Annotated in this window: 19 protein-coding genes; 9 read left to right on the forward strand and 10 right to left on the reverse strand. The window is 73.6% G+C overall.

What is annotated here, in order from left to right:
- Window positions 1-197 precede the first annotated feature (197 nt).
- The 9 genes from KGD87_RS23870 (at window position 198) to KGD87_RS23910 (ending at window position 13,304) form a co-directional block, all read left to right on the forward strand.
- Window positions 198-677, forward strand: coding sequence for a chemotaxis protein CheW (locus KGD87_RS23870; protein ID WP_284662821.1), 480 nt, complete (start codon window positions 198-200; stop codon window positions 675-677).
- Entirely contained in the window at window positions 674-2,398 is a 1,725-nt protein-coding gene (locus KGD87_RS23875; protein ID WP_284662822.1) for a CheR family methyltransferase, read from the forward strand. The genes KGD87_RS23870 and KGD87_RS23875 overlap by 4 nt, the downstream gene beginning before the upstream one ends.
- Window positions 2,398-3,009 carry a chemotaxis protein CheW gene (locus tag KGD87_RS23880; protein WP_284662823.1) on the forward strand — a complete coding sequence of 204 codons (612 nt, stop codon included), beginning with the start codon at window positions 2,398-2,400 and terminating at the stop codon, window positions 3,007-3,009. The genes KGD87_RS23875 and KGD87_RS23880 overlap by 1 nt, the downstream gene beginning before the upstream one ends.
- Window positions 3,006-4,649, forward strand: a complete 1,644-nt coding sequence (locus tag KGD87_RS23885) for a methyl-accepting chemotaxis protein (RefSeq protein ID WP_284662825.1) — start codon at window positions 3,006-3,008, stop codon at window positions 4,647-4,649. Before KGD87_RS23880 ends, KGD87_RS23885 begins: the two co-directional genes overlap by 4 nt.
- Window positions 4,649-6,829, forward strand: a complete 2,181-nt coding sequence (locus KGD87_RS23890; protein WP_284662827.1) for a hybrid sensor histidine kinase/response regulator — start codon at window positions 4,649-4,651, stop codon at window positions 6,827-6,829. Before KGD87_RS23885 ends, KGD87_RS23890 begins: the two co-directional genes overlap by 1 nt.
- Window positions 6,826-7,890 (forward strand): chemotaxis-specific protein-glutamate methyltransferase CheB, encoded by a 1,065-nt coding sequence (gene cheB, locus KGD87_RS23895; RefSeq protein WP_284662828.1) that lies wholly within the window; start codon window positions 6,826-6,828, stop codon window positions 7,888-7,890. The genes KGD87_RS23890 and cheB (KGD87_RS23895) overlap by 4 nt, the downstream gene beginning before the upstream one ends.
- Before the next feature lie 116 nt (window positions 7,891-8,006).
- A complete protein-coding gene (locus KGD87_RS23900; protein ID WP_284662829.1) occupies window positions 8,007-9,716 on the forward strand; it encodes an ATP-binding protein in 1,710 nt (569 codons plus the stop codon).
- Between the two features lie 57 nt (window positions 9,717-9,773).
- Window positions 9,774-11,561: a monovalent cation:proton antiporter-2 (CPA2) family protein gene (locus KGD87_RS23905; protein ID WP_284662830.1), complete on the forward strand. Its 1,788-nt coding sequence runs from the start codon at window positions 9,774-9,776 to the stop codon at window positions 11,559-11,561.
- 237 nt (window positions 11,562-11,798) lie between these two features.
- Window positions 11,799-13,304: a PAS domain-containing sensor histidine kinase gene (locus KGD87_RS23910; RefSeq protein WP_284662832.1), complete on the forward strand. Its 1,506-nt coding sequence runs from the start codon at window positions 11,799-11,801 to the stop codon at window positions 13,302-13,304.
- On the opposite strand, the gene KGD87_RS23915 is transcribed toward KGD87_RS23910, so the two are convergent.
- From KGD87_RS23915 to KGD87_RS23960, 10 genes are all read right to left on the reverse strand, one after another.
- Complete coding sequence (locus tag KGD87_RS23915) at window positions 13,301-13,687, reverse strand: response regulator (protein WP_284662834.1); 387 nt, start codon at window positions 13,685-13,687, stop codon at window positions 13,301-13,303. The genes KGD87_RS23910 and KGD87_RS23915 overlap by 4 nt on opposite strands.
- A complete protein-coding gene (locus KGD87_RS23920) occupies window positions 13,684-14,712 on the reverse strand; it encodes a PilZ domain-containing protein (protein ID WP_284662835.1) in 1,029 nt (342 codons plus the stop codon). The genes KGD87_RS23915 and KGD87_RS23920 overlap by 4 nt, the downstream gene beginning before the upstream one ends.
- A 282-nt stretch (window positions 14,713-14,994) precedes the next feature.
- On the reverse strand, window positions 14,995-15,969 hold the full coding sequence (locus KGD87_RS23925) for a fatty acid desaturase family protein (protein WP_284662836.1): 975 nt from the start codon (window positions 15,967-15,969) through the stop codon (window positions 14,995-14,997).
- A 61-nt stretch (window positions 15,970-16,030) separates the two neighbouring features.
- Entirely contained in the window at window positions 16,031-17,077 is a 1,047-nt protein-coding gene (cheB, locus tag KGD87_RS23930; protein ID WP_284662837.1) for a chemotaxis-specific protein-glutamate methyltransferase CheB, read from the reverse strand.
- Entirely contained in the window at window positions 17,074-17,895 is an 822-nt protein-coding gene (locus KGD87_RS23935; RefSeq protein ID WP_284662838.1) for a CheR family methyltransferase, read from the reverse strand. Before KGD87_RS23935 ends, cheB (KGD87_RS23930) begins: the two co-directional genes overlap by 4 nt.
- Window positions 17,896-17,905: 10 nt before the next feature.
- Complete coding sequence (locus KGD87_RS23940; RefSeq protein WP_284662839.1) at window positions 17,906-20,272, reverse strand: HEAT repeat domain-containing protein; 2,367 nt, start codon at window positions 20,270-20,272, stop codon at window positions 17,906-17,908.
- A complete protein-coding gene (locus KGD87_RS23945; protein ID WP_284662840.1) occupies window positions 20,269-22,821 on the reverse strand; it encodes a methyl-accepting chemotaxis protein in 2,553 nt (850 codons plus the stop codon). The genes KGD87_RS23940 and KGD87_RS23945 overlap by 4 nt, the downstream gene beginning before the upstream one ends.
- Window positions 22,802-23,248: a chemotaxis protein CheW gene (locus KGD87_RS23950; RefSeq protein WP_163785952.1), complete on the reverse strand. Its 447-nt coding sequence runs from the start codon at window positions 23,246-23,248 to the stop codon at window positions 22,802-22,804. The genes KGD87_RS23945 and KGD87_RS23950 overlap by 20 nt, the downstream gene beginning before the upstream one ends.
- Window positions 23,245-25,311, reverse strand: coding sequence for a chemotaxis protein CheA (locus KGD87_RS23955; RefSeq protein ID WP_284662841.1), 2,067 nt, complete (start codon window positions 25,309-25,311; stop codon window positions 23,245-23,247). Before KGD87_RS23955 ends, KGD87_RS23950 begins: the two co-directional genes overlap by 4 nt.
- Complete coding sequence (locus KGD87_RS23960) at window positions 25,308-25,685, reverse strand: response regulator (protein WP_284662842.1); 378 nt, start codon at window positions 25,683-25,685, stop codon at window positions 25,308-25,310. The genes KGD87_RS23955 and KGD87_RS23960 overlap by 4 nt, the downstream gene beginning before the upstream one ends.
- Between the last annotated feature and the right edge of the window lie 141 nt (window positions 25,686-25,826).

A 25,826-nucleotide genomic window follows, 5' to 3' on the forward strand; every position in this document is an offset into this window, starting at 1 on the left:
GAGTGAACGACCGCTCCCCCGTCCCCCTGCCCGCCTCCAGGAGCCGCCGTCCAGGCCGGGGCGCAGCGGGAGCGTGTCCTGTCCCCCCCGAAGCATGGGCCCGCCCCCCTGTCCCCACTGAGGACTGGTGGACACCGTGACCGGGAGCCGACATCAGTGTTCGACAGTGGCCACGTCCACGTCTTATGTCCCAGGACATGACCCACGCACCCACGGAGGTGCTGCTGTTCACCCTGAACGGCCAGCGCTACGGACTGCCCGCACCTGACGTGTGTGAGCTCGTACGCGCCGCGCGCCTGACGCCCCTGCCCCGCGCGCCCGCCGTCGTGGAGGGCCTGCTGGACCTTCGGGGAGAGCTGTTGCCGGTGCTGGACCTGCGCCTGCGCTTCCGTCACCCGCCCCGCGCGCTGTCCCCCATGGACCACTTCATCGTGGCCTCCGCGGGCGCCCGCAGCGTCGTGCTGCGCGTGGACCGGGCCGAGGGCCTGCGCGTCCTCACGCCGGAGGAGTGGGACGCCACGCCGCGCCAGCTTCCGGGCGTGGGCTATGTGGCGGGCGCCGTGAAGCTGAAGGACGGGCTCGTCCTGGTCCACGACCTGCGCACCTTCCTGTCCGAAGCCGAGGCCCTGGAGCTGGATGCCGCCCTGGCGGCGCCGCAGGAGTCGGAGCCCGCGTGAATTGGGGCCCCTGGAGCCACCCGGGTTATGCGGAGGTGCTCGCGCTGGTGGAGGAGCGCGCCGGGCTGGTGCCGCCCAGTTGCCCCGCGTCCGCCGAGGAAAGCATCGCTCGCGCCATGGAGCGAGCCGGGCTGAAGGACTTCGACGCCTACCGCGTGCGGCTCACGGAAGAGCCGGCCGCGCTGGATGACCTGCTCATCGAGCTCACCGTCGGGGAGACGTACTTCTTCCGCACGCCCGAGCACTTCGAGCACCTGCTGAGCGTCGTGCTCCCGGAGCTGCGCGAGCGCCATGGCCCGGACCACACCGCGCGGCTGTGGAGCGCCGCGTGCTCGTCGGGCGAGGAGCCCTATTCCATCGCCGCGCTGCTGCTGGGCGAAGGCTGGGATGCGCGCATGACCGTGTACGCCACGGACGTGTCGCGCGGCGCGCTCGCCCGGGCCCGGAAGGCCCACTACAGCGACTGGTCCCTGCGTGGCGGCTGGGCGGACCGGATGCGCGCCCACCTGCGCGCCGACGGACGCCAGTACATCCTGTCCCCGGAAGTGCAGAAGCGCGTGCGCTTCAGCTACCTCAACCTCGCGCTCGACACCTGGCCGTCCGCGGACAGCGGCATCTGGAAGCTGGACGTCATCTTCTGCCGCAACGTCCTCATCTACTTCAACCGGCCCACCATCGAAGCTGTCGCGCGCCGGCTCCATGACGCGCTGGATGAGGGCGGCTACCTCTACACCGGCCCGTCGGACCCGCCGCTCGGTGGACTGGCGCCGCTGGAGTCCGTCCTCACCGAGTGGGGCGTGCTGTACCGCCGGCCCCTGCCCGGGGCCACCCTCTCCCTGCCCGTCCCAGCCGCGTGGACCGAGCCGCCGACAGCCACCGCCTCGACGGCCGCGCCCGCCTGGGGCCCGTCTTCCGCCGGCGTGCCCGGTGCCGCGACGGGCGCCACGTCCCTGCCCCCCCCTCCGGGCGGCTCCGGCGACGGGACGGCGACGGGCAGCGCTTCGCCGGGCACCGCTGGCGGCTCCAGTGCCGGGACGGCGGCCCCACCGTCCAGCGCCACCGCCGGGAGGCCGGCGCCCGCGTGGAACGCCCCCGGAGCGGACGGCGGCCGTGCGGGCGGGGCCCTCACCCCCGGGGCGGGCCCATCCCAGTCCGCGCAAGAAGCCACGCCGAGCACCCGTGCCCCCGGGAAGCCGGCGCACGCCCCCAGCGCGACGGCCCTGCACGCGGCCCGGCAGGCCCTGGCGCGGGGCCACTGGCGCGAGGCGGCCCAGCAACTGGGCGCGCTGGACTCCGACGCGGACACCGCCGCTTTGGCGGTTCGCGCGCTGGCGAACCTGGACGCCGCCGCCGCCGTCTACGCCTGCGCCGAAGCCGCCGCCCGGCACCCGTTGGTGCCAGGACTGCGCTACCTGGAAGCCCTGCTGCTGCTGGGACAGGGACGCACAGCGGACGCCGAGCGCGCTGTCCGGCAGGCGCTGTATCTGGAGCCCACACTCATCGTGGCGTGGCTCATCCTCGGGCGCGTGCTACGCAGGCACCGCGACCCGTCTGGCGCCATGAAGGCCTGGCGCGAAGCGGAGCAGTTGTGCCACGCCCTGCCTCCAGACGCGCCCGTCCCCCACGCGGACGGCGAGAGCGCCAGCAGGCTGGCGGAGGTGGCGCGTGGAGAGCGGTCACGCATGCAGGCAGCCCTGGCTGCCGGTGAGGAGCTGAGCTGATGCCGGGTTCCGGCAACATCGACTGGGACGCCACACGCGCGCGGCTGGCGCGGCTGGCCGACCTGGAGAAGGAGCAGGGCGCCTTGTCGCCCGAGGAGGCCACGGCGCTGCTGGAGAAGCGCGCCCGGGCGCTCTCGCGCGAGCCCCGTCCCCAGGTCGACCCCGGCACCCTGCGCGAGGTGGTCCGCTTCAAGGCCGCCGGCCAGCGCTACGCCCTGGAGTCCCGCTTCGTGCTGGAGGTGGTGCGCGCGCCGGAGCTGGTGACGCTGCCAGGCGCGCCCCCCGTGCTGCGCGGCCTCACCCTGATGCATGGCGAGGTGCTGCCCGTGGTGGAGCTGGCGCCGCTCTTCGGACGCGCGCCTTCGGACGCCGCGGGCCCGCTGCTGGTGCTGGGCGTGGGGCGGGCGGAGCTGGGCGTGCGCACCGAGGAAGTGGAGGAGGTCACCATGCTGGTGGGCAGCGAGCTGCTGGCGCCGCCCATCTCCTTGAGCGACACGGCCGGGCACCTCGTGTCCGCGGCCGACAGGGACGGCAGCCTGGTACTGGAGGGAGAGGCGCTCCTGGGTGACAGTCGCCTCATGTTCGATTTGTCCGGCGAAGGAGCAGTATGAGCATCGGGAACCGCATCGCGTTCGGCTTCGGACTGTCGCTGCTGATGTTGCTCATCGTGGCGGGGGTGTCCTTCCAGGGCGCCAACCAGCTCACGACGAGCACCGCGGGCCTGCTGATGGCCCATGAGAACTTCCGCGTCATCCGCGAGGTCCGCGCGCTGCTGATGGACGCCGAGTCCGGCCAGCGCGGCTTCATCCTCACGGGGGACGAGGCCTACCTGGGGCCCTACCAGGAGGCGACGGCGGCGCTCCAGGAAGACCTGGCCCGCCTGCGCGACGCCATGGCGGACCACGCCGCCCAGCGGACGCGCCTGAACCGGCTGGAGCCCATCGTCACCCAGCGGCTGAACCAGTTGGAGGAAGGCGTCCGCCTGCGCCGCGAGGAGGGACTGGACGCCGGAGCGAAGTTCGTCCAGGCCGGCCAGGGCCGGGCGGTCATGCTCCAGGTCAAGCAGGTCATCGCCGAGATGCTGATTGCGGAGCAGGAGCGCTGGGACCAGCACGCCACCGCGGCCCGGGACATGGCCCAGCGCATCCTCTGGGTGCTGGGCATCGGCACGCTGCTGGGCGTGCTCATCGTCGGCGGCGGCAGCTACCTCATCACCCGCGGCATCACCACGCCGCTGCGCGCGCTCATGGTGGGCGCCGAGCAACTGGGGCGCGGGAAGCTGGAGCACCGCATCGACGTGAAGGGCCAGGACGAGACGGCCCAGCTGGCGCGCGCGTTCAACGACATGGCGGAGAAGCGCCAGCAGAACGAGGTCCAGTTGGAGAAGGAGTCCGAGCAGCGCGAGCACACGCTCCGCACCGTGGCGGAGTTCGTCAACCAGCTCGCCGGCGCCAGCGCGGAAATCCTCTCCAGCACCACCGAGCAGGTGGCCGGCGCCCAGGAGCAGGGCAGCGCGGTGACGGAGACGGTGAGCACCATCGAGGAAATCACCAAGACGTCCGAGGAGGCCGCGGGCCGCGCCCGCGCGGTGAGCGACTCCGCCCGCCACGCCGAGGACGTGGGCCGCAGCGGCCGCCGCGCCGTGGAGGAGGCCGTGGGCGCCATGGGCGCGGTGCGGGAGCAGGTGGAGTCCATCGCCTCGCGCATCCTCGCCCTGGCCGAGCAGGCCCAGGCCATTGGCGACATCATCACCACCGTCAACGACATCTCCGAGCAGACGCACATGCTGGCGCTCAACGCCTCCATCGAAGCCAGCCGCGCCGGCGAGCACGGCCGCGGCTTCGCGGTGGTGGCCTCCGAGGTGAAGGCCCTGGCGGACCAGTCCAAGAAGGCCACCGGCCAGGTGCGCCAGATTCTGGGCCAGATTCAGAAGGCCACCCACGGCGCGGTGATGACCACCGAGGAAGGCACCAAGAGCGTGGCCACCGCCACCCGCGTGGTGTCCGAGGCGGGCTCCAACATCCAGACGCTGTCGGACCTGCTGGCCCAGGCCTCGCTGACGGCGGCGCAGATTGCCGCCTCCGCCAACCAGCAGGCCACCGGCATCGGCCAGATTCGCCAGGCCATGCATGACGTGAACCAGGCCACGCAGCAGGCCCTCATCTCGTCGCGGCAGACCGAGCGCGCCATGCAGGACCTCAATGGCATGGGCCAGAAGCTCAAGGGGCTGCTGGGAGAGTACGGGCGCTGATGGACCGCGACCGGTTGGCCCAGGCGCTGCTGGCCACGTTCCTCGAGGAGCTCGAGGGGCACGTCGTCTCGCTCAACCGCGAGCTGCTGGCCCTGGAGCGCGAGACAGCGCCCGCGCGCATGGCGGGGCTCGTGGCGTCCCTGCTGCGCACGCTGCACAGCGTGAAGGGCGCGGCGCGCGCGGCCAGCGCCACGCTGGTGGAGACGGCCTGCCACCGCTTGGAGGAGCTGCTGGAGCAGGTGCGTGACGCGGGCGCCGGCATGCCCGACGTGTACGAGCTGTGCTTCACCACCGTGGACGCGCTCGACGACGCGGGCCGGCGCCTGGCCGCGCGGGAGGACCTGGCGGGCTCCCCCCTGGAGACGCTGCTGCCCCAACTGGAGCGCGCCGCCGGACGCCGGGCCGGCGCGCACGCCCCCACGCGCGGCGCGCCGCCTCCAGCGCCTCCGCCCAGGCTGGAGAACGCGGTGCCGTCACCCAGGGCCGCCCCGGCCAGCGTGGAGCCGCCCCCGGGCGGCGGTGCCGCCCCCGGGGCCGAAGCGCTGCCCGTGCGCGTCTCCGCGCAGAAGCTGGACGCCTTGCTGGCACGCAGCGGTGAGCTGCGCGTGGCGACGCTCCGGCTGGAGGGCCGCGCGGACGCGCTGGATTCGGTGCGCGAGGCGCTGGCGCAGGCCCGCGAGGCGGTGCTCGGCACGCCCGGCGAACAGGCGTTGCTGCGCGCGGAGACGGAGCTGACGCGGGTGACGCTGGAGCTGGCCGCGGACCGCCGGGCGCTGGGTGGCGTGGCCACGGGGCTGGACGACGAGGTCCGCCGCGCCCGCACCCTGTCCTTCGAGGAAGGCTGCGAGGGCCTGGAGCGCGCCGCGCGCGACGTGGCGCGCAGCCTGGGCCGGAAGGTGCGGCTGGAGATTCAGGGCGGCGCGCTGGAGCTGGACCGCTCCCTGCTGCAGGGCCTGCGAGAGCCGCTGCTGCACCTGGTGCGCAACGCGGTGGCCCACGGACTGGAGAGCCCCGAGGAGCGCCAGCGGCTGGGCAAGCCCGCCGAAGGGCGCCTCATCCTCACCGCGCGCATCAAGGGCAGCCGCGTCGAGGTGACGGTGGATGACGACGGGCGCGGCCTGGACCTGGACGCGCTGAGGGGGCAGGCGCGCGCCCGGGGCCTGCGCGTGCCCGAAAGCGACGAGGAGGCCGCGCGGCTGGTGTTCCTGGCCGGCCTGTCCACCGCGGCGCAGGTGACGCAGGTGGCCGGCCGCGGCGTGGGGCTGGACGTGGTGCGCATGCACGTGGAGGGGCTGCGCGGCGGCGTGGAGGTGACGACCCGGCCGGGCCTGGGCAGTTGCTTCATCCTGGACGTGCCCCTCACGCTGAGCACGCTGCGGGTGCTGCTGGTGTCGGCGGGCGGGCAGACGCTGGCGCTGGCCAGTGAGAGCGTGGCGCGGCTGGTGCGCCTGTCGCCCGACGAGGTGCGCGACGTGGAGGGCCGCCCCGCCTGGGCCTCGGGTGACGCGCTGGTGCCGTTGGCTTCGTTGGCGGAGGTGCTGGGCCTGCCGCCCGGCCCGCCGCGCGCGCGCCGGGGCGCGGTGGTGCTGGCCGCGGGCAGCGCGCGCGCCGTGGTGGTGGTGGACGAGGTGCTCGCCGAACAGGAGGCGCTGGTGCGCTCCCTGGGCCACCGCGTGCGCCGGGCCCGGCACGTGTCCGCGGCGGCGGTGCTGCCGGACGGACGGCTGTCGCTCCTGCTCAACCCCCTGTCCCTGGTCCGCGCGGCGGGTGGCCTCGCGGCGGCCTCGCTCTTCCCCGCCCCCGCCGCCCAGCGGACGCGGCGGCGGGTGGTGCTGGCGGACGACTCGCCCACCACGCGCGCGCTGGAGCAGAGCATCCTGGAGAGCGCGGGCTATGAAGTGGTGGCCTGCGTGGACGGCGCGGACGCCTGGGAGCGGCTCCAGGCGGGCGGCGCGGACGCCCTGGTGCTGGACGTGGAGATGCCGCGCATGGACGGCTTCACCCTCACCGAGGCGGTGCGGGGCTCGCCGCGCTTCTCCCGGTTGCCAGTGGTGCTCGTCACCGCCCGAGGCAGGCCGGAGGACAAGGCGCGCGGCCTGCAAGCCGGCGCCAGTGCCTATCTGGTGAAGAGCGCGTTCGACCCGACGAGCCTGTTGGAGACGCTGAGACGACTGCTATGAAGAACGACGACCCGTTGCGCATTCTGGTGGCCGAGGACTCGCCCACCGCCCGACGCCTGCTGGTGGAAATCGTCCGCGCCGACCCCGCCCTGACGGTGGTGGGCGAGGCCAAGGACGGTGTGGAGGCGGTGGAGTTGGCCCAGCGCCTGCGTCCCAGCCTGGTGACCATGGACATCCAGATGCCGAGGATGGACGGCCTGGAGGCCACCCGCCGCATCATGACGGAGGTGCCCACGCCGGTGGTGGTGGTGTCCACCCTGGTGGAGCGCGACATCCAGACCTCCATGGCCGCGCTGCGCGCGGGCGCGCTCGCGGTGCTCCAGAAGCCCCTGGGGCCGGAGTCCCTGGACTTCGACGCGGACAGCCGCCGCCTGCGCGACACCCTCAAGGCCATGGCCGAGGTGAAGGTGGTGCGCCGCTGGCCGGACCGCGCCGCCGCGCCCACGCCCGTACCCACCATGCCCGCGCCGCCCGTGTCGCCCACGCGCCCCGGCGTGGTGGCCCTGGCCGCCTCCACGGGCGGCCCGGCGGCGCTCTACCGCCTGCTGTCAGAGCTGCCCGCCACCTTCCCCGTGCCGCTGCTGGTGGTGCAGCACATCGCCATTGGCTTCAGCGAGGGCCTGGCGCAGTGGCTGCGCACCGCGGGCCCCTTGTCCGTGAAGGTGGCGGAGGATGGCGAGCCCCTGCTCCCCGGGCATGTCTATCTGGCGCCGGATGATCGCCACCTGGGCGTGCGGGGCGAAGGCCGGGCGGAGGTCTCCCGGGCCGCGCCGGTGAATGGCTTCCGGCCGTCCGCGACGTGGATGTTCCGCTCGGTGGCCCGCGCCTATGGGTCCGCGTCGCTCGCCGTCATCCTCACCGGCATGGGCCAGGACGGCCTGGAAGGCGTGCGCGAGCTCCACGGCGCCGGAGGCCACATCCTGGCCCAGGACGAGCAGTCCTCCGTCGTCTACGGCATGCCTGGCGTGGTGGTGGGCGCCAACCTGGCCCACGAAGTCGTCGCCCTGCCCGACCTGGCGAGCAGGCTCTCCCTGGCGCTCCGGGGTACTCCGGGAGTCTGAGTTACACGCGCCACAATATTGGATTCTGGAACATCTGCAGGAATCGCCTGGAGTCGGGATGGCTCCGCGTCCGGGCGGTGTCATGATGGGGGCACCTCCCCAGCCAGTTCTCTCTCATGGCAGCTCGACTCCCCGCATCCCTCGCCACCGTCTTCTCCGCGCTCCCCGACCCGTCGTACGTCCTGGACGCCACGGGCCGGGTGCTGGTGTGCAGCCAGGCGGGCGCGAAGACGGTGGGCCGGCTTCCCCAGGAGTTGGAGGGCCGGCATTGGGGTGAGCTGGGTTTCCCACCCGAGGAGCTGGCGCGGCTGGAGACGGCGCGCGCGCGGGTGATGCGCATCCAGGACACCTGCGAGCTGGAGGCGCCCTGGGCCACGCAGACGGGCCTCCGGCGTCACGCGCTGGTGCTCAGTCCGCTGCCCTCGGAGGATGGCGAGCCGTGCTGCGTGCTGGTGACGGCGCGCCCCCTCACCGACGCGGAGGCCGTGTTCTCCCGCGCCATGGAGCTGGAGCTGGCCGCGCGGGCGGAGGTGGAGCAGGCCGAGCGCCGCCGCTCCTTCCTCTACCAGGCCATGACGACGCTCTTCACCCACCCGCCGGACCCGCAGGGCATGTACACGCTGCTGGCGCACCTGGCGGTGCCGGACGTGGCGGACTGGTGCCTGGTGGACGCGCTGGAGCAGGGCCCCTGGGTGACGCGCGTGGCGGCGGCCTGCCTGGACCCGACGCAGCAGGAGCGCGCGGGCGCGCTGCCCACCCGCATCGAGCTGCGGGACGACGCTCCCGTGGGCCTCTTGCGCGTGCTGCGCACCGGGGAGCCGGAGCTGGTGCCGGCGGTGACGGACTCGCTGCTGCGCGCCGCCGTCGCGGAGCCCGCGCACCCCGCGCTGCTGCGGCTGCTCCAGGCGCGCTCGTACATGATTGTGCCCCTGCGCGCGCGCGGCCACACGCTGGGCGCCGTCACCTTCGTGTCGTCGGGCTCCGGGCGCCGCTATGGCCCGGACGACCTGGCGCTGGCGGAGGACTTGTGCCTGCGCGCCAGCCTCGCCATCGACAACGCGCGGCTGGTGGGGGAGTCCCGGCGCGCGGCGCGAGCCCGGGAGGATTTGCTGGCCGTGGTGTCGCACGACTTGAAGAACCCGCTGGGCGTCGTGCAACTGGGCGCGGCGCTGCTGCTGCGCGGCGCGGGGGCGAAGCCGGGCGGCGAAAGCGTGGCCAAGCAGGCCACCCGCATCCAGGACGCCACCGAGCGCATGTCCCGCCTCATCTCCGACTTGCTCGACTGGGGCCGGCTGGAGGCGGGCGGGCTGCCGCTGGAGTGGGGCGAGCACGGCGTGGCGGGGCTGCTCACCGAGGCGCTGGACTCCGTCCGTCCGCTGGCGGAGGCCAAGGGCCTGCACCTGTCCGTGGAGCTCCCCGCCGCGGACGTGCGCGTGCGCTGCGACAAGGTGCGGGTGCTCCAGGTGCTGGGCAACCTGCTGGGCAACGCGGTGAAGTTCACCACCGGCGGGGGCCACCTGACCCTGGGTGCGCGGCAGCGCGGCGGCGAGGTGTCCGTCTACGTGCGCGACACCGGCTCCGGCATCGCCCCGGACGCGCTGCCCCACATCTTCGACCGCTACTGGCAGGCCCGCGACGCGGCCAGCCGCGGCACCGGACTGGGCCTGGCCATCGCCAAGGGGCTCGTCGAAGCCCACGGCGGTGGCATCCAGGCGGAGAGCACCCTGGGCGAAGGCAGCGTGTTCACCTTCACCCTGCCCTCCACGGGCGGCTCGGCGCCGCTCCCGGCACAACCGCCGCTCGCGCGCGGGGCCACGGACGCCTGAGCCCGCGGGGCGCCGCGCCGGATTGCCCCCACCTGGACGTCCATGCAAGGAAGCCGCATGGCCTTCCTGCAGCAGGCGCTCGTGTTCCTCGCGGCGGCGGTGTTGGCGGTTCCTCTCTCGCGGCGGCTCGGGCTGGGCTCCGTGCTGGGCTACCTGGCCGCGGGCGCGGCCATTGGCCCCTGGGGGCTGAAGCTCATCAGCGACGTGGAGCACATCTTCCACGTGGCGGAGCTGGGCGTGGTGCTGCTGCTGTTCGTCATTGGCCTGGAGCTGCAGCCCAGCCGGCTGTGGGCGCTGCGCCGCTCCGTCTTTGGCCTGGGCGGCGCGCAGGTGCTGCTCACCGGCGCGCTGCTCGCCGGCGTGGGCCTGCTGTGTGGCCTGACGCGGGGCGCGGCCATCGTCACGGGCTTCGGCCTGTCGCTGTCCTCCACCGCCTTCGCGCTGCAGTTGCTGGCCGAGCGCAACCGGCTCACCACGCCGTATGGCCAGCTGGCCTTCGGCGTCCTCCTCTTCCAGGACCTGGCCGTGGTGCCGCTGCTGGCCGTGGTGCCGCTGCTGGGTGACGGCGGCGCGCCCTCCCCGGACCCGGTGTGGCGCGTCCTCCTCAAGGACGTGGGCGTGCTGGTGGCGGTGGTGCTGGGCGGCCGCTACCTGGTGCGCCCGGTGTTCCGCGCCGTGGCGGCCACCCACAGCCAGGAGCTGTTCACCGCCACCGCGCTGCTGCTGGTGGTGGGCACCGCGTCGCTCGTCAACGCGGTGGGCCTGTCCATGGCGCTGGGGGCCTTCCTCGCCGGCGTGCTGCTGGCGGACTCCGAGTACCGCCACGAGCTGGAAGCGGACCTGGCGCCCTTCAAGGGGCTGCTGATGGGCCTGTTCTTCATCAGCGTGGGCATGTCGGTGAATCTGAGCCTCATCCTCCAGAAGCCGCTGCTCGTCTTCGGGCTGGTGCTGGGGCTGGTGGCCCTCAAGGGCGCGGTGCTCTACGGGTTGGGGCGGATGGCCCTGGGGCAGCGCGAGCCGGCGCTCGACCTGGCTGTCGTCATCTCCCAGGGCGGTGAGTTCGCCTTCGTGCTCTTCTCGCTCGCCACCGCCCAGCACGTCATGGAGCGCTCGCTGTCGGAGCTGCTCGTGGTGGTGGTGGGCCTGTCCATGGCCACCACGCCGGTGCTGTACATCCTGCACGAGCGCTGGGTGCGCCCGCGCCTCGCGCCGAAGTCCGCGGGGCGCGAGTACGACGTGGCGCCCACCGAGGACAACCCCGTCATCATCGCCGGCTTCGGCCGCGTGGGGCAGGTGGTGGGCCGCCTGCTGCGCGCCAAGCGCATCGGCTTCACCGCCATTGACGCCAGCCCGGAGCAGATTGACTTCATGAAGCGCTTTGGCAGCCAGGTCTTCTACGGGGACGCCTCCCGTCTGGACCTGCTGCGCGCGGCCCGCGCGGACAAGGCGAAGGTGTTCGTGCTCGCCATCGACGACGTCGAAGCGTCGCTGCGCACCGCGCGCGCGGTGCGCCAACACTTCCCTCACCTCACGCTGTTCGCCCGCGCGCGCAACCGCGTGCATGCCTACCAGTTGCTGGACCTGGGCATCGAGCGGGTGATGCGTGAGACGTTCCTGGACAGCCTGGAGCTGGGCACCGAGGTGCTCCAGGAGCTGGGCCTCACGTATTCAGAGAGCCGGCGCGCCCGGGAGCGGATGCTGGAACACGACGAGCGCCTCCTGCGCGAGACGGCCCGGTTCCACCGCGACGAGCAAAAGCTCGTGGAGTTGGCCGACAAGGCCCGCAAGGAGCTGGAGAGCCTCTTCGAAAAGGACGAAGCGGAGCACTCCGACAGGAGCGCGTGAGCCACCGCGTGCCTGACTTTCTCCACCCTCCCTCGAAAGTGACTTCCTGAAATTCTTGTTTCACCCCGCGCTGCATCCACCCGGGTCGCATTCCTCTGTCACGGGTGCACCCCGGAGGCGGCGGTCGCCCTCCTTCCAGGCAACGGGTGCGACGCACGGTGAGCCGATGCCCGCCTGGCATCGCGCGGGGCGGGGAGCGGGGTATGGTTCCCTCCCCACCGCCGAAACCGAAGAGGCATGCCCCCCACCCCCGCCAAGAAGCGCCAGCGTCCTCTGGCCGAGCCGTCCGCCGAGGCCCCCTCCCCCGAGCTGCTACAGACGCTGCTGGAGGCGCTCCCGGACGCCTTCTTCCTGCTCGATGCGCGGTGGTGTCTGGCGTACGTGAATCCAGACATGGTCCGGCTGCTCGGCGGCGCGGCGCGGTTGCGGGACGACGTGCGCCGGGTGTGCCCGGAGCTGCTGGAGCTGAGCCGTCACCTGCGCTTCGAGCGGCCCGTGGCCGAGCAGCCCTCCGTCCGCTACGAGCACGCCTGGCCGGAAGCGGAGACGTGCCTCGACGTGCGCGTGCGCCCGGTGGAGGGCGGCCTGCTGGTGCACTGCCGTGACATCACCGAGGAGCGCCAGGCGCGCGAGGCGCTGCGCCGCAACGGCGAGGTGTTCCGCGCCATCCTGGAAGGCACCACGGACGCCGTCTACACGAAGGACCTGGACGGCCGCTTCACGATGATGAACGCGGCGGGCGCGAAGGCCGTGGGCTACCGCTCCGAGGACGTGGTGGGGCGCACGGACCTCGAGCTGTTCGACCCGGCGGTGGCGCGCACCAACGCGGCGAACGACCGCGAGGTGTTCGCCTTCGGCCGCACCGTCACCTACGAGGACGCGCAGCCGGGCGTGGAAGGGCCGCGCGTGTGGCTGTCCACCAAGGGCGTGCTGCGTGACGCCGAGGGCAAGGTGTTCGGCCTGTTCGGCATCAGCCGCGACATCACCCAGCGCAAGTGGGCGGAGGAGGAAGCAAGGCGGCACTCCGAGTTCCAGGAGCAGCTCATGGGCATCGTCACCCATGACATCCGCAGCCCGCTGGGCGCCATCATGAACTGGTCGCGCGTGCTCGCCACGGGCGGCACCGACGAGGACGCGCAGCGCACCAGCCAGCGCATCGCCACCGCGGCGGTGCGCATCGAACGGCTCACCCGGCTGCTGCTGGACTTCACGCGCACGCGGCTGATGGGCGGCGTGGCCATCGAGCCCCGGCCGGCGGACCTGAAGGACCTGGCGGCCAAGGTCGCCCACGAGTTCGGCGTGGCCTTCCCCCAGCGCACCGTCGAGGTGGACCACAAGGGCAACACCCAGGGCGTCTGGGACCCGGACCGGCTGGCGCAGGTGACGTCCAACCTGGTGGAGAACGCGCTCAAGTACAGCCCGCCGGAGACGCCGGTGCGGCTGACGGCGCGCGGGCTGCACACCCAGGTGGTGCTGGAGGTGCACAACGCCGGCCGCCCCATTCCGGACCACCTGCTGCCCCACCTCTTCGAGCCCTTCCGCGGCGGCCCGCAGAGCTCGCGCACGCTGAAGATGAGCTATGGGCTGGGGCTCTTCATCGTCCGGGAAATCATCCAGGCGCACGGCGGCACCATCGAGGTCCACTCCGACGAGCTGGAAGGCACCACCTTCACCGTGACGCTGCCGCGCCGCTCCATGCCGGCCCGGCCGCCCATGCCGCCCACCGGCGGTCCGCGCGACTAATCCAGGTAGCGCCGCAGCAGGGCCACCAGCGCGGCCCCGTCGAAGGGCTTGGCCACGAAGTCGTTGCAGCCGCTGTTGAAGCACGCGCGCACGCTGCGCGCCTCGGCGCTGGCGCTGCAGAGGATGATGGGCGTGCGCCGCGTCGGCTCCCGGCCGCGCAGCACCCGGCACGTCTCCAGTCCGTCCAGGTGCGGCATCAGCACGTCGAGGAAGACCAGGTCCGGCCGCTCCTGCTCCGCGCGCGCCAGCGCCTCCAGCCCATCCCGCGCGATGATGGCGTCGTGGCCCAGCTCCGCCAGCAACATCCGCTGGAGCAGCAGGACGGTGTCCGAGTCATCCACCAGCAGGACCTTCTTGCGCTTCGGTGCGCCTGGCGCTGTCACGGGCGCGCCTCCGCCTGGCACAGCTGGCGCAACTGCATGAGGCGCGGTGGGCCCATGCCGAGGAAGCGCACCCCCATGCCATAGGGGTGGGACACGCCGCCACGAGGCGCGTAGGCGTGGGCCCAGGCCACCACGCCGTGCGTCTCCAGGCGCTCACCCAGGGTGGGCAGCAGGATGTGCAGCTCCACCGCCGTTCCCGCCTTCGCCGGCACCAGCGTGCGCACCAGGAGGCCGCCAGGGCTCAGCGCGCTGGACACCCCGGAGCGCCACTCCGCGCCGCGCGGCCCCGCCTCGCCGAAGGACACCGGACAGCAGAAGCGCACCCGCGCCTCGGCGCGCAGCGAGACGTCCTCTCGTCCCAGCAGCGCGTGGATACGGGACAGCAACGGGGCCGGACGCACCGGCGCGGCCGCGTCCAGCGTGAGCGACGGCACCCCGGCCAGCAGCGGCTGTATCCGCGAGGAGGACAGGCCCCACGGCGTGCCTGGCGCGCCCTCCCGCGACAACATCAGGTCGGGCCGCTCGCCGTGTTCGGCCACCCGCGCGGCGCCGCCGCCCACGGTGGCGCTGTAGAGGATGCGATGGCCACACGCCTCCAGCAGCGCGCCCAGCCCGCTCCACGCCAGGGGGCCACTGGCGCCGGCCAGCAGCAGCAGGCGCGAACGCGCCCGGGACGCACGCACCTGCGCGGCCGGGACGCCCTCACCCGCCAGCAGCGCCAACCGCGCGCGCAGCTCGTGCGTGCGCAGGGGCGACAGCAGGCAGTCCTCGACGCCCTCCGCGTCGCCCACCTCGAGCACCTCGGCGGGCGTCTCCGGCTCCGCCACCAGCACCACCGGCGGACCGTCCACCCCCAGGCGCAGCTTCAGCGCGCGCAGGCCCATCCCCGCGCCGGCCACCAGCTGCCGCCAGTGCACCAGCACCAGGGAAGGCCGCGTCTGCCGCACCTCCAGGAAGGCGGACTCCAGGGAAGGCACCTGCGAGGACACGCAGCGCAACGGACGCAGGGCCCGTGACAGCGCCAACCAGGATTCGCTCGTGGCCCCCACACACAGCACCCGCGGCGTTGCTTCCACCCGCCCTGGTGAAGGACACACGCGTCCTGGAGCCGTCATCATGCGGAGCCTCCCTGGTCTTCATCCCCCCCGGCCCGCCCCACCGCGCTTCTCACCCTACGACTTCGAAGTATGAGAAACGGCCACTCGACGAAAATCCCCCTGGGTCAGATTCCGAAGACAGATGGGGAATAAAGGACAGAGGCCACCGCCCGGGGCCCCGGGCGGTGGCCGCGGCGGCACGAAGCGGCGTCAGACGCGGGCGACGTTGACGCCCGAGTCGACGGCCTGCAGGTCGTCCCCGAAGCGCACGTCCAGCGCGACACCCTCAGGAGGCTCGTAGGGCGCGCGTCCCACCTGCGCCGTGCCGAAGCGGGGCAGGAAGGGCGCCACCACGTACGAGCGGAAGCACCAGCCGAAGAAGCTCACCGGCTTGAGGGCCGGTGAGATGCCGGCTTCGATTTTCGCGTGGGCTTCGGGCAGCAGGCTCCAGTGCAGGCCCGGCGTCTCATGGTGCACGGTGTGGAGGCCGTTGTTGAAGAGGAAGAAGTTGATGAGCCGGCCGGTGAAGCTGCGGCTGTGGTCGTACTCGCTCCAGGGGTCCGTGTGGACGTGCTGGATGTAGTTGAAGAACATGATGGTCCACAGCGAGAAGAGCGCGGGCACCAGGAAGGCGAATGCCCAGATGCGCGCGCCGCCGGCCACGCCGTGCAGCGCCATGGCCAGCCCCAGCAGCGCCACGTGCGTGCCGCCCCAGACGGCGTACTGGGTGAGAATCTGGCGGTACAGCGGGCGGTTGCGCTCGCGCGCCTTGTCGATGAACGCCTTCGTCGGCTCCTGCTGCCAGTACGTGGAGACGAAGGGGAAGAGGAAGGCCACCAGGAAGTTGTGCTTCTTCGAGTAGCGCCAGGTAATGGTGGCGTCGCCCGCCTTGTTCACGAACTTGTGGTGGTTGAGGTTGTGCGTCGGAATCCAGACGAAGGTGGGGTACCCGTAGAAGAGCGACAACCACATGCCCATGGCCTCGTTCAGCTTCCGGTTGCGGAAGGTGGGACAGTGGTTGTGGTTGTGCGCGATGACGCCCGCCGACAGCGCCAGGTAGCACGCCAGTGGGCAGAGATAGGGAATCCATCCGGGCGCCACGTACATCGACAGGGCCACCACGGGCATGGCCAGACACCACAACATCGTCCGGCGGTCAGCGGCGTAACGGAGCATGCCGGCCATCCTGACCCAGCCGGCGCTCCACTGCCATCCACTCCTCCCTGGATTCGAACACAGGTGGACTTCAGCGCACGTGGCGCCGCAGCAACGCCAACATTCCCTCCAGCGGAGCGCTGGCGGTCGACAGCCCGGCCTCCTTCACGGCGCGTGGCATGCCGTAAACCACACAGGAGGACTCGCTCTCCGTGAGGACGGTGCCTCCGGCCTCGCGGATGGCCCGGGCGCCCGCGACGCCGTCGTCGCCCATGCCGGTGAGCACCAGGCCCACCACGTCCGAGCCCCAGCTCCGCGCGGCGCTGTCGAAGAGGACGTCCACGCTGGGGTGGTGCGGCGTGCGCAGCGGCTGCATGTCCAACCGCGCGAGCGTCACCGGTCCATGGCGCTCCAGCTTGAGGTGCTGCCCGGAGCGCGCCAGCACCACGCGGCCGGGCCGCAGCTCCAGCCCATCCACCGCCTCCAGCACCTCCAGCGCGCAGTGCGCGTCCAGGCGCCGGGCCACCGCCTCCGTGTAGCCCGTGGGGATGTGGAGCGCGAGCGCCAGCGGCGCGGGGAAGTCCACGGGCAGCTCGGACAGCAGCCGGGTGAGCGCCTGCGGCCCGCCGGTGGAGGTGCCCACCACGACCAGGCTCTTCGCGGCCGCGCGAGCCACCGGCGCGGAGGCGGACACAGGCGATGGTGCCGGCTCCCGCGGCGCGCGCGCCACCGCGCCCGCGGCCGTGCGGACCTTCGCCACCAGCTCGCCGCCCAGCTCATACAGCCGCTCGGTGGCGAGCGCGGTGGGCTTGTTCACCAGCTCCACCGCGCCGGCCTGGAGCGCGGCCACCGCCAGCTCGCTCTCCTCGCCCGCGCTGCTCACCACCACCACGCGGGGCGCGGCGGCATTGGAGGTGAGCGCGCGCAGCACGCCCAGCCCGTCCAGGCCCGGCATCACCAGGTCCAGCGTGAGCACGTCTGGAGAGAGCTCGGCCACCTTCTCCAGCGCGTCCAGGCCGTCGCGCGCGACGCCCACCACGTCCAGGCCCTCCGCGCTGGAGAGCACCTGCCGCAGCACCTTGCGGGCGAAGGCGGAGTCATCCACCACCAGCACGCGAATGGGAGACACCGCCGTCATGGCCTGGCCTTGGTATAGAAGAAGGCGCCGCGCCGCTCCTCGCAGGCGAGCGCGGTGCCGAAGCGCATCAGGGATTCGGAGGTCCCCACCAGCAGGTGTCCCCCCGGAGCGAGCGCGCGCGTCAGGGACTCCACCACGCTGCGCGCGGTGTCGTCCTGGAAGTAGATGAGGACGTTGCGGCAGAGGATGGCGTCGAAGGCGCCCAATCGCGCCACCGCGTCGGCATCCATCAGGTTGACGCGCCGCCAGTCCACCGCGTCCACCAACTCCGGCCGCACGCGCGGGCGCCCCTCGCGCGTCTCCAGCCACCGGCCCTCCACGCCCGGAGGCAGCGCGCGCAGGGAGCGCAGGTTGTGCTCCCCGGTGCGGGCCCGCTCCAGCGCGCGGGCACTCAGGTCGCTGGCCACCAGCTCCACCCCGTCGAACACGCCCAGCTCCGCGAGCATCATCGCCAGCGTGAGGGGCTCCTCTCCGGTGGAGCAGGCCGCGCTCCACACCCGGGGCCGCCGTCCGGCGCGCACGGCGGGCACCAGCAGGTCCTCGGCCAGCACCCGCAGCGGCAGGGCCTCCCGGAAGAAGTACGTCTCGTGGACCAGCAGCGAGTCCACCAGCGCGTCCAGCGCCTCGGAGCCCGCCGGGTCGTAGCGGAGGTAGTAGTAGTAGTCGAGCAGCGAGTCGAAGCCCGCGTCCAGCGCGCGCGAGGACACCTTGTCGGCGAGCAGCTCCCGGTCCTCGGGGCCGTAGTGCAGCCCGGCGCGCTGCTCGATGAGCGCGGCCAGGATGGCGAACACCTGGGGAGACATGGGCAGTGAGAACATGGCGGCGGCGTCAGCGGCTCAGCACCAGCCGGCAGGCCCGGCGGACCTCGGGGTCCTCGTCCTGCGTGGAGGCGCGCTCCAGCGCCTCCCGGGCCTCCAACGTCCCCAGCGCCGCCACCGCCGGCACCGCGGCGCGCCGGCCCGCGGGACTGGCGGAGCCCAGCAACTGCACGAGCGCGGCTTGCGCGTCCGAGCGGCGCATGCGGGCCAGCGCCGCCACCAGCAGCGGCGCGGTGAGCTCGTCCGCCGCCTCCAGCGCGGCCAGCAGCCCCGGCAACCGCCCCTCCAGGGGCAGCGCCAGCGCGCTCACCACCCGCTCGCGCAGCGTCATGTCCCCCAGCAGCGACACCAGGGCCTGCGTGGCGGGCACGCCGGGGCGCGTGGCGATGAAGCCCACCGCGGCGCTGCGCACGCTGTCGTCGCCGTCACCCGCGGCGTGCAGCAGCGCGGGCAGCGTCTCCGGTGCTTCGTACTCCGCCACCGCGGACAGCGCGACCAGCCGGGTGGCGGCGTCCTCCGACCTCGCCGCCTCCAGCAGCACGGGCAGCGCGTCCGGCCGCCGGCCCACGCCCAGCCCCAGCAGGGCGGCGCGCCGCACGTCCGCGTCCGCGCTGGCCGCCGCGCGCTGGAGCGCCGTCATCGCGCTCTCCGTGTGCATGTGCGCCAGCGCGTCCACCACCGCCACGCGCACCTGGCCCGCGGCGTCGTCCGCCAGCGCGACGATGGCGTCCGCGGCGGCCTCCTCGTTCAGCTTTCCCAGCGCCTGGCACGCGTAGTAGCGCACCCACGGGTCGCGGTCATTGAGCCCCCGCAGCAGCGTGGAGGTGATGCGCGCCTCCTTCTCCGTCTGCCCCAGCGCGCGCATCGCCGCCGCGCGCGTGCGCTCCGACTCATGGTCGGCGGCCGTCAGCAGCGCGTCCACCGCGCGCGGGTCATCAATGAAGGGCAGGCCGTAGATGGCCGCGTCGCGCAGGCGCTCGTCCGGGTCCCTCATGGCCTGGAGCAGCACGTCCAGCCCCTTCGAATAACCGAAGTAGGAGATGATGCGCAGCGCCGCGCGACGCAGACGCGAGTCGGGTGAATGGGCCGCCTGCAGCGCCAGCTTCTCCGTGGCGTCGCTCCCCAGCGACTGGATGGCGCCCACCGCGGCCTGCACCACGCGCAGGTCCTCGTCCACCAGCCGCTCGAACAGGGCCGGCACCGCGGCCGGGCTGCCAATGCGGGACAGCGTGTCAGCCGCCAGCGCGCGCACCGACGCGTCCCGGTCTTCCAGACACGACATGACGTCCGGCACCGCCGCGGTCCTGCGGCCCACCAGCGGCAGCAGCACGCGGCGCCGGGCGCTGTCGCCCTCGCGCAGCGCCTGGAGAATCTGGGCGTCCGCGTCCGCGCCCAGCTCCGACAGCGCGCTGGCCGCCGCGCGCGCCACGGACGGGTCCGGCCCGTCCAGGAGCCTCAGCAGCCCGGACGCGGCGTCCAGCCCGCCCACCCAGCCCAGCAGGCGCGACAGGGCCGTCTTCTCCGTCGTGTCCGCGCTCGTCACGCCCTGCGACAGCCGCCGCCCCAGCACGGCCGACTCCGGGCCCCGCATCGCGGCCTGCACGGTGCGCGAACCCCCGAAGCGCTGCACCTGGGCCTCGTGGATGTCCACCAGCGCCACGGCCGCCGCGCGCACCGCCGAGTCATTGCCCCGGCGCAGCAGCCCCACCAGCGAGGGCACCGCGGCCTCCTGGCCCGTGCGCCCCAGCGCGCGCGCCACCTCCAGGGTGTAGAAGGGGTCCGCGAGCAGGCCCAGCAGCGCGGGCACCACGACGGGGTCCCCGCACCGGCCCAGCACGTCGATGGCGGGGAAGATGCGGAAGAAGTTCCCGCTGCCCAGCGCCGCCAGCAGCGCGTCCACCGCCGCGCCGCCGCCCACGCGGCCCAGCGCTTCGATGGCCGCCACCGCCACGTTGTCATCCGCGTGCACGGTGAGCCGGGACAGCAGCGGCACCGAGCGCCGGCTGCGGCGCCGGCCCAGCACCTGGGCCACGTCACAGACGACGGCGGGGTTGGCGTCCTCGCCCAGCGGCTCCAGCACGCCCTCCACGTCTCCGGAGGACGCCACCAGGGCCTCCACCGTCGCGGCCACGCGCGCCTCGCTGTCGCGGCGGTGGACCAGCACGTCGCGCAGCGACGCCACCGCGGGCGTCCCCAGCTTCGCCAGGGCGCCCACCACGGCGCGCCGCACCGCCCAGCTCTGGGCATCCAGCCCGCCCACCAGCAGCGCCAGGCTGGAGGCGCCGCGCCGGGCGAGCTGCTCCACCTCATCCACCTGGCAGCGGTCCTCCGCCGACAGCGTCAGCGGATGCATTGACGTCGAGGATGCGGCCGTCATGCCCGCTGCTCCCGCGACGAGGACGCCGCAGCCTCTGGGTTGTCCTTCACACCGCCCAGCGCGCCCTGCAGCCGCGCCAGGCTCTCCGACTGCGCGCCTTGCAGCCGCGTGAGGTGGGCCAGCCGGCCCGCCACCTCCCGCACCTCCGCGGCGGTGGTGGCCGTCGTGCGCGACTGCTGCTCGGTGGCGGTGGTGATGTCCCGGGCCCGGACGCGAATCTCCTCCACGCCCTTGGCCAGGTCCTCCATCACCGCCGTGGCCTCCGCGCTGGCCCGCGCCACCACGGCCACGCCCGTGGCCTGGCGGCTGGCGGAGCCCGTGAGCGCCCCGAGCGCCTCGGTCTGTTCGTCCAGCGCGCGCGACGTCTGCCGCGCCACGCGCCGCACCTCGTCCGCCTCCCGCACCAGCCCGCTGAGCGCCTTCGACTGCTCCTCGGCGGCCCGCGTCACCGACGCGGCCAGCTTCGCCACCTGGCGGCTGGCCGTCTCACCCTGCTTGAGGGCGCGGGCCTGCTCCGTCATGCCGCGCGAGGACTGGGCCACCTGCTTGCGCGTCTCCTCCATGGCCCGCGTCACCTCCTGGGCGGCCGTGGCCTGCTCGGCCAGCCCCACCAGGGTGCGCTGGGTGGCCGCCGCCGCCTCCTGGGCCAGGGTGCCCACCCCCGCCACGTCACGGCTCTGGGTGGTCACCGCCACGCTCACGCCCTGGACGAGCTGGCGCATCTGGGAGGTGCCCTTGGACAGGTCCGCCGCCGCCAGCGCCTGCTCCTGCACGGCGCGCGACACCTTCTGTGTCGCCTCCGCGAGCTGGCCGTTGGAGCGCACCACCTCGCGCAGCGCGCGCGCCTGCTCGGAGGTGGCCTGCATCGTCTGCCGCGCCATGCGCCGCATCTCCGCGCCGCCCTGCGCCAGCGACTGGGACGCCTGCGCCTGCTCCGCGGCGGATGAGGCGATGGCCCGCCCCTGCTCGCTCACCTTCGCGGTGCCCTGGACCAGCGCCTGCGTGGCCTGCACCTGTTCGCCGGAGGCGCGCGACACCTCGCGCACGTTGTTCCCCAGGTCCTCCACGCCCTTGAGGATGGTGGACAGCGCGCGCTCGGCGTCCCCGGCCAGCGCCGCGCCTTCATCCGCCGCCCGCACGCCTTCGCCCGAAGCGGCGGCCGCCTCGCGCGCCGACGTCTGCAGGCCCCGGACGATTTTCGCCACGTCCGCGCTGGCCGCCGCCGCGCGGTCCGCCAGCGCGCGAATCTCCTCCGCCACCACCGCGAAGCCCCGGCCGTGCTCACCGGCGCGCGCCGCCTCGATGCTGGCGTTGAGGGACAAGAGATTCGTGCGGTCCGCGATGAGGTTGATGGTCTGCACGATGTCGCCAATCTCCTCGGCGCGCCGGCCCATCTCCTTCATCACCCCGGCCGACCCGACAATGGACTCGCGGATGCGGCCGAAGCCGGCGATGGAGCGCGTCACCGTGGCGCCACCCTCCCGCGCGGTGGTCCCCACGCGCTCGGCGGTGGCGCGCGCCTCCTCCATCATCTGCGCCACCCGCCGCGTGGACGACTCCAGCTGCGCGGAGGCGGCGGCGCTGCCAGCCGCCAGGGTGTTGATTTGCTCGGAGGCCTTCGCCACCGCCTGCGCGGAGCGGGCGAGCTGCTCGATGGTGGCCGCGTTGGCCTCCACCGTCGCCGCGTTCTTCTCCGCCGTGGCGGCCACCTCCTCCACGCTGGCGGCCACCTCCTCCACGGTGGACGCGGTGCTGGCGGAGTGGGTCTCCAGCGTCCGGGCGTTCTCCGCCACGCCCTTCACGCTGCGCGCCAGCTCCTCCACCGTGGCCGCCGTATCCTCCACGCTGGAGGCCATGGCCGTGGCGTCCCGAGACGCCTCGCCCAGGGTGCGGACCACTCCCGTCACCGCCTGCGTCACCTGCGCCACGCGCTCGCCCACGCCCTGCGAGTCCGTGGACAGCCGGGCAATGCCCTTGGCCATCTCCTCGGCGGTGGCGGCCACCTGTTCGGTGGCGGCGGCGCTGGACTGGTTGCGCGCCACCAGGTCCGCCACGGTGGCGTTCATCTCCGTCATGGAGGCCAGCAGCTCCTCGCTGGAGGCGGCCAGCTCCTCCGCGTTGGCGCTCACGCCCTTCACCGAGCGCGACACCTCCTCCAGCGCCCCGGCCGTGGCGTCCGCCGAGGCCGCCAGGTGCGCGGCGTCCTTGCGCACGCCCGCCACGGAGGCGTTCACTTCCTGGAGGGTGCCCGCGGTGGCCTCGGCGTCCTGCACGTGGGCCCGCGCGGAGTCGCTCACCGTTCGCTGCGAGCGCACCAGCTCATGGACGGACTGCCCCGTCTCCTCCACGTGCGCGGCCACCGACTCAATGGCGGCGCGCACCTGCTCGGAGGCCGCGGCCTGCTCGTTGCCGCCGGCCGCCAGCCGCGTCGCCAGCCCCTCCACCGCCAGCACCAGCTCCGTGCTCTCCTGGACGCTGCGCACCGCCTCCCCGGCCAGGGCACGGGCCGCATCCAGCGTCACCCCTGCGCTACCGCTCTCCGTCGCCATCCAACGTCTCCTCCCCGATGACCCGAGGAAAATCGATGAGCATCACCAGGCGCGGCCCCACCTGGGCCACGGCCTTCACGAAACCGCGCGCTCCCTCCACGACCAGCGGAGGGGGCGGCTTGAGCTGCTGGAGGTCCAGCTTCAGCACCTCACGGGCGCTGTCCACCACCAGCCCCACGACCCGGCTGCCGAGCTGCGCCACCACCACCCGGGAGTCGAGCGTGCGCTCCACGGGCGGCAGGCCGAAGCGCAGGCGGGCGTCCACCACCGGGATGACGCGCCCGCGCACCTGCACCAACCCGGCGACGTGCGGCGCGGCGCCCGGCACGGGCGTGGCCCCCGCGAAGGACTCCATCTGGAGCACGTCCGCCGCGGGCAGCACGTACTCGGCCCCATCCACCTTGAACACAACATGCAGCACGCTCACGCGAGGCGCCTCTCTTCCTGGGCGGAGGCCCTGCGCTGGTGCGGCGCGCCGCCACCTCGCGCCAGCCCGAGCGCGGCCAGGTCCAGCACCAGCGTGGGTTGCCCATCCCCCAGGTCCGTGGCGCCCACCACGCCGGGCACGCGCACCAAGGGGTCCTCCAGTGGACGCAGGACGATTTCCTGCTGCCCCACCAGCCGGTCCACGCCGAACGCGACGAGCTCACCGCGCTGACGCACGAGGAGCGCCTTGGCCACCGAGCCGCCTCCGGGGCCGTCCGCTTCCCCGCGCCCCAGCAGCCGTGCCAGCCCCAGCAGCGGCACCGAGCTCCCCCGGCGCTCCAGCAAGGCCACGCCTCCCGCGCCCGCGGGCCACACCCGCCGCGCGGCGTCCACCTCGATGAGCTCCTCCACGGAGCCCACCGCCACGGCGTAGCGAAGCCCGGCGCATTCGAAGACGAGCGCGTCCAGCAGCGTAATCGTGAGCGGCACGCGGAGCCGGAAGGTGGTGCCGGCGCCCGGCCGCGTCTCCATCCCCAGCTCGCCGCCCAGCTGGTCCACGATGATGCGGTGGACGATGTCCATGCCCATGCCCCGCCCGCTGGTCGCGTTGGCGGCATCCCGGGTGGAGAAGCCGGGCCGGCAGAGCACCTCCAGCAGCGCGTCCGGCGTCGCGGGCACTGGCACGCCCGCGCGCGCGGCCACCGCCCGCGCATCCACGCCGCGCCCGTCATCCGCCACGGTGAGGTCCAGGAGCCCCCCCGCCCAGCCATGGCTGGCCACGCGCAGCACGCCCTCTTCCGGCTTACCCGCGGCGCGGCGCGCCTCCGGCGACTCCAGCGCGTGGTCCACCGCGTTGCGCACCAGGTGCACCAGCGCGGGCAGCAGCCGGTCCGCCACGGCCTTGTCCAGCTCCGCGTCGCCCACGTCCAGCTCCAGCCGCACCGACTTGCCCGTGCTGCGGCGCAGGCCGCGCACCAGCAGCGGCAGCCGCTCCAGCACGTCCCCCACCCGCACCATGCGCAGGCGGAGGATGGCCGTGCGCATGTCGCGGAGCTGGCGCGCGTTCTCCTGGAGGATGGCCTGCAGCTCGCGCGTGGGCGCGCCGGCCGCCGTCAGCGCCGCCACCGCGCGGGTCAGCCGCGAACGGTTGACGACGAGCGCCGCCAGCCGCTCCAGCGCCTCGTCCAGCCGGGACACGTCCACCCGCAGGGAGCCGCCGCCACGCCGCGCTTCCTCGGGCTCCTCGTCCGCCAGCGCCGACTCGGGCAGGGGCGCCAGGGCCGGCGCCCGCGGGGCCTCGGCGGCCAGCGGGCGCACCGACGCGGGCGGTCCCCCCGCGGCCTCCAGCAGCGCGGCGTCCGAGGCCTCGGTGAGCAGCAGCAGCACGAAGGTGAGCGCCCCGCCGCCCACGGCGGACCCCGACAGGGGCAGCACCTTCACCGTCTCGCCCAGCGGGGCCACGCGCTCACGCACGCTGTTGATGGTGACGCCCTGGGCGGCGCGGTCCGCGCCAGGGATGAAGTCCAGCCGCACCGCGCGGCGGCCACCGGTGGCGCCCGTGGCGAGCTGCTCCCGCTCCGCGGCGGAGAGCCGCGAGGCCACGGCCTCCTCCAGCGTCAGCGCGGCGGGCGCGGGCTGCGCGGCGCCCCCACCCGGCGCGCTCTCGGCATCCAGCGCCTCCAGCCGCGCCAGCAGCCCCGGGGGCACCGGCGCGGCCTGCTTGCCCGCGGCGAGCTGGCGGACGCGCTGCTCGATTTCGCGCAGCCCCTCCATCAGCGGCTCCACGCTGGCCTCGGGTAGACGCCCCCCGGCGCGGTCGGCGTGGCGCAGGCACGTCTCCATCCAATGAGCGATGTCGACGATGGGCTCCACGTCCACCATGGCGGACAGGCCCTTGATGGTGTGCACGGCGCGGAAGAGCTCGCGCACGGCGCGCGGGTGCGGCTGCCCCCGCCGGATGCTGGCCTCCATGGCCAGCAACTGACGGTGCCCCGTCCCCAGCAACTCCTCCGTCTCCGCCAGATAGGCGGGAAGGAAGTCCGCGAGGTCCACGGACGCGCTCAAGCGCGCCCCCCCTCCAGCAGCCCACGCGCCTCCGACAAGATGGCGTCCGGTGTGAAGGGCTTCGTCATGAAGCGACTGGCCCCCGCCGCCAACACCCGCGTCCGCGAGGCATCATCACCACGCGTGGTGACGATGATGATGGGCAGCTCGCGCAGCCGGTCCTGCCCCCGCACGAACTCCACCACCTCGATGCCGCCGATGTCCGGCATGTTCAGGTCCAACACCAACAAGTCATACGGCTGGAGCGACAACCGCTCGATGGCCTCCAAGCCACTGGAAGCATGCGTGAAGGTAAGGCCCGGATAGGGCCGCAGGCACGCGACCACCATGTCGCGCATCACCTTGCTGTCATCAACGACGAGCACCTCTGCCATGGCGTCCCCTGGAAACGGCCACCGAACCTAGAGCGATTCCTCGAAGTTGAAAGACATGGCCGGACCTGTGGCTGCTACAGCGCACACTGGCAGACAGTCCACAACATCGGCGTGCCCCGCCTGGGACACTCGATATCAGTC

It is taken from the genome of Myxococcus sp. SDU36, assembly GCF_030168875.1.
In the GTDB taxonomy this organism is placed as follows: Bacteria; Myxococcota; Myxococcia; order Myxococcales; family Myxococcaceae; genus Myxococcus; species Myxococcus vastator.